Origin of the sequence: Pseudomonas neustonica, from assembly GCF_003797945.1 — a bacterium.
Classification (GTDB): Bacteria; Pseudomonadota; Gammaproteobacteria; order Pseudomonadales; family Pseudomonadaceae; genus Halopseudomonas; species Halopseudomonas neustonica.
Map to the genome: position 1 here is coordinate 1 of NZ_RKKU01000052.1, position 7,057 is coordinate 7,057.

Annotated in this window: 3 protein-coding genes; 2 read left to right on the plus strand and 1 reads right to left on the minus strand. The window is 54.0% G+C overall.

Annotation, left to right across the window (positions count from 1 at the left end):
- Positions 1–110 (minus strand): hypothetical protein (locus tag EF096_RS20715; protein ID WP_231098876.1); only part of this gene is annotated, 110 nt, incomplete at its 3' end.
- Between the two features lie 303 nt (positions 111–413).
- Between EF096_RS20715 and EF096_RS19880 the strand changes: the two genes are divergently transcribed.
- A complete protein-coding gene (locus tag EF096_RS19880; RefSeq protein WP_123891476.1) occupies positions 414–4,541 on the plus strand; it encodes a HigA family addiction module antitoxin in 4,128 nt (1,375 codons plus the stop codon).
- Positions 4,542–4,820: 279 nt separating this feature from the next.
- Positions 4,821–7,013, plus strand: coding sequence for a hypothetical protein (locus EF096_RS19885; RefSeq protein WP_123891477.1), 2,193 nt, complete (start codon positions 4,821–4,823; stop codon positions 7,011–7,013).
- The last annotated feature ends 44 nt before the right edge of the window (positions 7,014–7,057 follow it).

Sequence of the window (7,057 nt, forward strand, 5' to 3'; positions counted from 1 at the left end):
ACGAAGACATCGACCACGCGCACTGGATTGGTATCGCTGACGTAGTCGTCGAGGCTTTCGGGAAGCAAGGTGCTTTGACCTCGGTGTTCACCCTGGATAAACCGTTTCATGGGAATCCTTGCGATGGCAGTGTCGGAAATCATAGCAAGGATTTGTCAGGACGTTTTTACACACCCTGGGCCAGAAGCGGACAGTAGCTTGTCCCTCGCAACGTATCTGGGGTAGGCAAAGATATCGGGTCGCAGCACCTCCTCCAGAGCATTCGGTTATCGAGTCCTACTATTTGATGACCGAGCAGCATTAGGATACCCGCGCAGCAGACTATCGCTTTATTTCGTATTGTGTAGCGCTACACAATACGATATTTTGGCACAGCTTCACCTACATGATCTCGATAGCCAGAGGGCTTAACGATGACGACCCAAAATGTTGTTCACCCTGGCTTACGCATAAAAACAGAGGTCATTCCACGCGGGATGTCAGTCACCAAGGCTGCCGAATTGACGGGTGTCGGGCGCCCCGCCTTGTCCAACTTGCTCAATGGTAAAGCTGCCTTATCCGCAGAAATGGCTGCCCGACTTGAGAAGGCTTTCAAGTATCCGCTTAAGAATCTGATGGAAATGCAGGCGCAGTACGAGGCGGCACGGGCAAAGGAAAAAGCTGCGCCCTCAGATGCCAAGGCTTATGTGCCTCCATTCCTGGCGATTAAGGCCAATGCCATTGAGGAATGGGTCGACCACAATATACAGGCACGGTCTCGCTTGGCTGTTTTTCTGCGTACCTTGGTGCATTCGACCGGCTTAGAGCTCACCAAGGTGGACTTCCCTGGTAATGATGATGCTGAGAGATCTGGTTGGGATGGCTTCGTTGAAGCGGGTGCAGGCACGCCGTGGATACCATCGGGACTATCCGGCTGGGAGTTTGGAACCAGCGAGGACCCTCGCACCAAAGCAAATGGTGACTTTGAAAAGAGCGTAGCGGCTATCGATGAGAACGTACGTGTTAATACGACGTTTGTATTTGTCACCCCGCGTCGCTGGGCTGGAAAGACAGCTTGGGTGAGCGCTAAGCGGGCGGAGCTACTTTGGCAGGATGTACGTGCTTATGACGCGAGTGATCTCGAGCAATGGTTGGAGCAGTCGCTGTCCGCGCAGGCATGGTTCGCCAATGAAACACATGGCCCCGCGCAAGAAGTACGTTCACTCGACAAGTGTTGGGCTGACTGGGCCGACGTTTCGACACCACCTCTGGCCAGCGCGCTGTTTGAGTCGGCAATTCAGTCCGCGAAACGTACTGTGGCTTCATGCTTAACTAATTCGCCAGAACGCCCGATTGTAATCGCCGCAGATTCGACCGAGGAGGCGCTGGCGTTTCTCGCTCAATTGCTTAGCGCACAGGGCGGGGACGAACTGGCGTCAGTTCGCGATCGAGTCATAGTATTTGATAAGCCTGGAGTCTTGCCTCGACTAACTTCAGGTAGGCAAACATTCATCCCTGTTGTTTTCACGCGCGAGGTAGAGCGAGAACTCGCTCCCCTCACGAGATCCATGCACTCGTTTGTCATCTATCCTCGCAACGCCGCGATCACGAATCCTGATGTAGTACTCGAGCCGGTTAGCTACCAAGCGTTCAATAGTGCACTTGAGGGCATGGGAAAGAGCCGCGACGAAATCACTTCGCTTGCAAAGGCTTCAGGTCGTTCTCTAACGGTTTTACGCCGCCGGCTTTCATCGGTACAAGCGGTGCAGTTGCCAGAGTGGGCGGCAGATTTCCGTGCAGCTACCAAGCTCGTGCCGTTTCTTTTTGTTGGGGCTTGGGATAGCCGGAGCGAGGCCGACAAGATAGGGCTCTCGCTCTTGGCGAGCGATCGTCCCTATGAAGAGCTTGAGAAGGACTGCCAAAGTTTGGCCAAGCTTAATGACGCCCCGGTTTGGCTGATCGGAAGCGCGAGAGGCGTCATTTCAAAGCTCGACCTACTTTATGCCGTTGCTCATGCAGTGACAGAAGCCGACCTAGTCAGTTACTTCGATATCGCCCGGATGGTCTTGGGGGAGGACGATCCTACGCTCGACCTTGATGAAAGCCAGCGCTGGACTGCGTCACTTGATGGCAAGGTGCGCGAGTTTTCGGGAACTTTCCGAGAGGGTATATCGGAAACGCTGGTATTACTCGCGGTTCATGGCAATGAGTTGTTTAGGGGGCGTTTCAGCTTTGATATCGAAGCGGCGGTAACACACGTAGTACGTGATTTGCTTCAGACCCCGCTAACTACGAGAGCTCTGGAGGCTAACGACCGCGACCTTCCCACCTACGCAGAAGCGGCACCCGATGAGTTCCTTTCAATTATTGAGCGAGACCTTCGGACCGACAGTCCTGCGGTGTTTGGTCTCCTGCGACCAGTTAGCCCGGGAGTGTTTGGAGCTAGCCCAACTCGCACTGGGTTGCTGTGGGCGCTTGAGGGGCTTTCCTGGAGCCCTACGACGTTGCCACGTGCCGCTGCTATTCTTGCACGGCTCTCGCAGATTGAGATCAACGACAACTGGGTTAATAAGCCCGCAAATTCGCTCGGAGCAATTTTTCGCGCCTGGATGCCCCAAACCGCAGCGAATCTCCAACAGCGCGTGGACTTACTAAAGCAGCTAAAAAGGAAGTATCCCGATGCTGCCTGGAAGGTTTGCATCGCTCAACTCAATACTCATAGTCAAGTCGGCGACTATAGCCACAAACCGCGCTGGCGTCCTGATGGATATGGGTATGGGGAGCCCTTCCCTACGAGGGGACCAGTCCAAGAATTTGTGCGCGAGGTGGTTGAGCTAACATTAGGTATCAATGAATACTCAATGGAGAGGCTCAGCGACCTAGTCCATTGCCTCCAAGCACTGAGCGAGAGCGATCAGGCCCGCGTATGGAAGTTGGTTGAAAACTGGGCTAAGGATCAAGCCAGTGATTCTGACAAAGCGGTAATGCGCGAAAAAATTCGAATATCGACCCTTTCACGACGCGCTGCACTGCGCGCGAAACGGGATGGTGGGAGGGCAGTGTTAGCCGCCGCTGGAAAAGCCGCATACGACGCGTTGGAGCCGAGCGACCTGTTGAATAAGCATGCTTGGCTGTTTCGAAATGCATGGGTTGAAGAGTCAGCGGACGAGCTCGAGGACCTTGAGAACTCCAACTACGATAAACGAAATGAGCGTATCAATCGCCTGAGGGTGGAAGCATTACGTGAAGTGTTCGAGCGTCGTGGTTTGCTCGGGATTCTGGAGATATCCGAGCGCGGTAATGCTCCATGGGTAGTCGGCTCCCTTGCTGCTAGCGTTTTGCTGTCAGAATCGGAACTGCTGGAGTTGTTACACCTTGCACTCGGGCCAGTCCTCTCTGAAAAGGAAGACGTTCATCCGCATAAAAGTCTTATCGGTGCTGCGATTTGCGCTGAAACGGATAATGATAAGCGCAACGCAATTTTGCGAAGAGTCGCGGTTGACAGATCTGAAGACGACGCCGTAACTCTGCTTCTACTTGCACCGTTTGGGAAAAGTACATGGAACCTAGTCGATACTCTTAGCGAGACTGCGCAGTCAAGGTACTGGAGCGAAATGCCCCCAGAATGGGTAAGCCATTCCGAAGCTGAGCGAAATGAAGCTATAGAGCGCTTGTTGAAAGCTGAAAGGCCTCGGGCGGCGTTCTCGAGCATTCGTCACCAACTAAATAAAGTCGACGCAATGACAATTTTCCGGCTGATGTCGGAGATTGCACAAGGTGGAAAGGATCTGCCCGAGCAGCACCTGCTCGAGCCCTATTATGTTGAGCAAGCATTCAATCAAGTGAATGGGTGCTCTAGTCTTTCACTCGAGCAGAAGGCCGGCTTGGAATTCGCGTACATAGACGTGCTTGGGCAACTCAGTGCAAGACGAGAAGAGTCGAACATACCGAATCTTGAGCGATACGTAGAGTTGCATCCTGAGTTGTATACCCAAGCCATTTGTTGGGTTTACAAGAGGAAGGACGGCGCTACTGACCCTGCTGATTATCAAGTTCCGACAGATCGCTTAAGTGACATGGCCAAACGCGGCTACAGATTGATGCAATCTATAAGCAGACTTCCCGGACAGGATGAGTCCGGCGATGTTGATGAGGGGGGCCTCATGAGGTGGATCGAAATCGTACGCCGGTCGTGTAACGAACTGAGCCGAGCAGAGATTGCGGATGTTTGCATTGGCCGACTGCTTTCAATAGCTCCTGTGGGCAAGGATGGAATCTGGCCCTGTGAATCAGTGCGAACCGTTATGGAAGATATTCAATCCGAGCCCATGATGGACGGTGCGTGCACAGGTACTTACAACTCGCGTGGCGTGCACTGGAGGGGGGCGGGTGGTGAGCAGGAGCGGGAGCTCGCTGAGAGATACCGAGCTTGGGGGGAGGCGCTGCAGTTTTCGCATCCATTCGTTGCATCAAAACTGCTTATGAGTGTGGCTAAAACCTATGATCACCAAGCAGTAATTGAGGACGCCGAAGAAGGCATACGTCGTCGATTGCAGCATTGAAACTAAAGTGCCCGTTCAGCTTGTACGATGTATTAAGTTCGTGCTGGCCAGAGTGTGCAGGAGTGGCAGACCCTGGCCGCACAATGCCAGTTACTATAAGCAGCATCGAATCGTGTTAAAGCGTTCGTTCGCGAATGAACGCTTCTAACCGAAGCCTGCCCTCCTGGTTTTCAGTCTGCGAGTCAGGTGCCTTTGAACGGCTCAAATCCGGTCCGGTAGAGTGGTTTGAAGCACTGCTCTCAACCGGCTAACAGGCTGGCTATTCAAATGGAGGACAAATTGGGACAGAAACTGGATTTCACCCGTATCCGCAATCACCGCGGTACGCAGATGGGCGGCTTTGAAGAGCTCTGCTGCCAACTGGCAGCCCTCGAAGATCCCGCGGAGGGGAGTAGCTTCATCCGAAAAGGGTCTGGCGCAGACCAGGGCCTGGAGTGCTACAGGTCTTATTTGGATGGACATGAAGTTGGCTGGCAAGCAAAGTACTTCATCAATGGCTTCGAAAGTGGCCAAGTTTCTGATTTGAATGACTCCCTCACACGAGCCCTCGCTGCGCATCCTCAGCTGCGCAAGTTTGTGGTCTGCCTGCCTATCGACCTGAGGGACAACCGGTCTGGAAAGAAGAAAAGCGAGACTCAGCGCTTTGAGACGTGGAGGGACAAAAGTGTAGCAGCTGCAGCGACCGCCGGGCGAGAGCTGACCATCGAGCTTTGGAGCGCATCGAGCATTGAAGAACGACTCGGTCGCGACAATCCCATGTACTCTGGACGGGCTTGCTACTGGTTCGACGCCGTCCGTTTCAGCTCAACATGGTTCCGAGAGAAGTTCGACATTGTCCGTTCCAACCTTGGCGAGCGATACAGCCCAGAGAGTCACGTTGACCTGCCCATCCAGCAGCAGCTGCATTCGATTTCTCGCGCTCCTGAGATGCTGTTAGCACCACACGACTGGGCCGCAAAGGTTATGTATAACTTGGACGGTGCATCCACGAGCCTAAGGCGAGAGGGCCTACAGCAGGTTGCCGACCAAGTTCGTGAGGCTTGCGCACCGCTTCTGCAGAGTCTTACAGCGCCGCCTGCATTGCCTGAAGAATTGGTTGCTATTGAGTCTTGGGCCGCTCTATGCGCTACCGCACTCGCCGCTATCGTTGAAGCGTTGGACGAGCTGGCTAAGAAGGAGCTAGAGAAGGACATACACATCACCCGCAAGGATCTGTTTGACCTTTATTCGGCGTTAAATCGTATCAGCCGCGAACTGGAGTCCGAAGCCTGGAAGATCATCAACAAGCACGAGCTACTGATTTCAGGACCGGCAGGCATCGGGAAGTCGCACCTTCTGGCCGACTTTGGCGAACGGCAACTGGAGCGCAAGCGGCCGTTCGTTCTCGTGCTCACGAACAGTCTGACGGAAGGGGACCCGTGGCAGCAGATCCGAGGTCTGCTGGATCTGTCTCTGGTCACGACCGACGAGCTCCTCGGAGCGCTAGACGCAGCAGCAGAAGCTGCCGGTTGTCGCGCTGTGATTGCGGTCGACGCGCTGAATGAAAGGCACGGCATCACGCTTTGGGAAACACGACTTCAAGGTTTTGTGGCGCTCGTACGAAAGTTCCCGCGCGTCACACTTGCTCTGACCGTACGCTCGACCTACATACACTTCTTCCCGTTGGAGAACCTAACGCGGACTGAACATCCTGGTTTCTCAGGCCAGTCCAACGCTGCGGCTAAGGCATACCTTGATCGTCGCGGCATCGCTCGGCCGAGTTCTCCGCACTTGGCGCGAGAATTTGAGAACCCACTTTTTCTACGGACCTGCTGCACTTACCTCGACGCCGAGAATCTCAAGCAACTTCCAAAGGGCTTAGATGGAATCAGCACCATCTTCGATTTCTACCTGAGCGCCGCGGCACGAAAAGTTGAACTCGACCTCAGACTCGTTCCTCAGCGCAATATTCCGCGCAGAGCGCTGAATGCGTTTCTCCAAGCCTGCTCCGAGCAAGGCGATACCGGCGCGCTCACTGTAGAGTCAACCTTCGAGCTGCTAGAAGGCATACATCCGTCTGGCGGCTTCACGGAGAAAAGCCTTTTCTCGGCTTTTCTCGGTGAGGGCGTCCTGACCCAGGACGTAGAATGGCACGAGGGATCTCCGCAAGAGATTATTCGTTTCACGTTTGAGCGGTTCTCCGATCACCTGCGAGCCAAGCATCTTCTTGACCAGGTAGATAGAAGCGATATCCAGGGTTCGTTTAGGAAGGAACCGCTGGCAGGCTACTTCTCGTTGTACAAATCTTGGAAGTTTGCCGGTCTAGTCGAAGCCCTTGCGGTTCAGATTCCGGAGCAGTTCGGCCTCGAGCTCTTCGATGTGCTTCCAACCAATGCCTTGAGGAGTGATACGGGTTCTACCCCGTTTCCACGGACGGTTATAAAACAGCTAAGAGCTTTTGATCCTGCGCAGCAACTCTACGTCGCATCCTAGGATTATGGAACCGCTCGATGTATTCAAATAGGTCTGCTCTTGCC

Excerpts from the sequence above, each read along its gene's own strand:
- EF096_RS19880 (WP_123891476.1), top strand. The coding sequence starts at position 414 with ATGACGACCCAAAATGTTGTTCACCCTGGCTTACGCATAAAAACAGAG.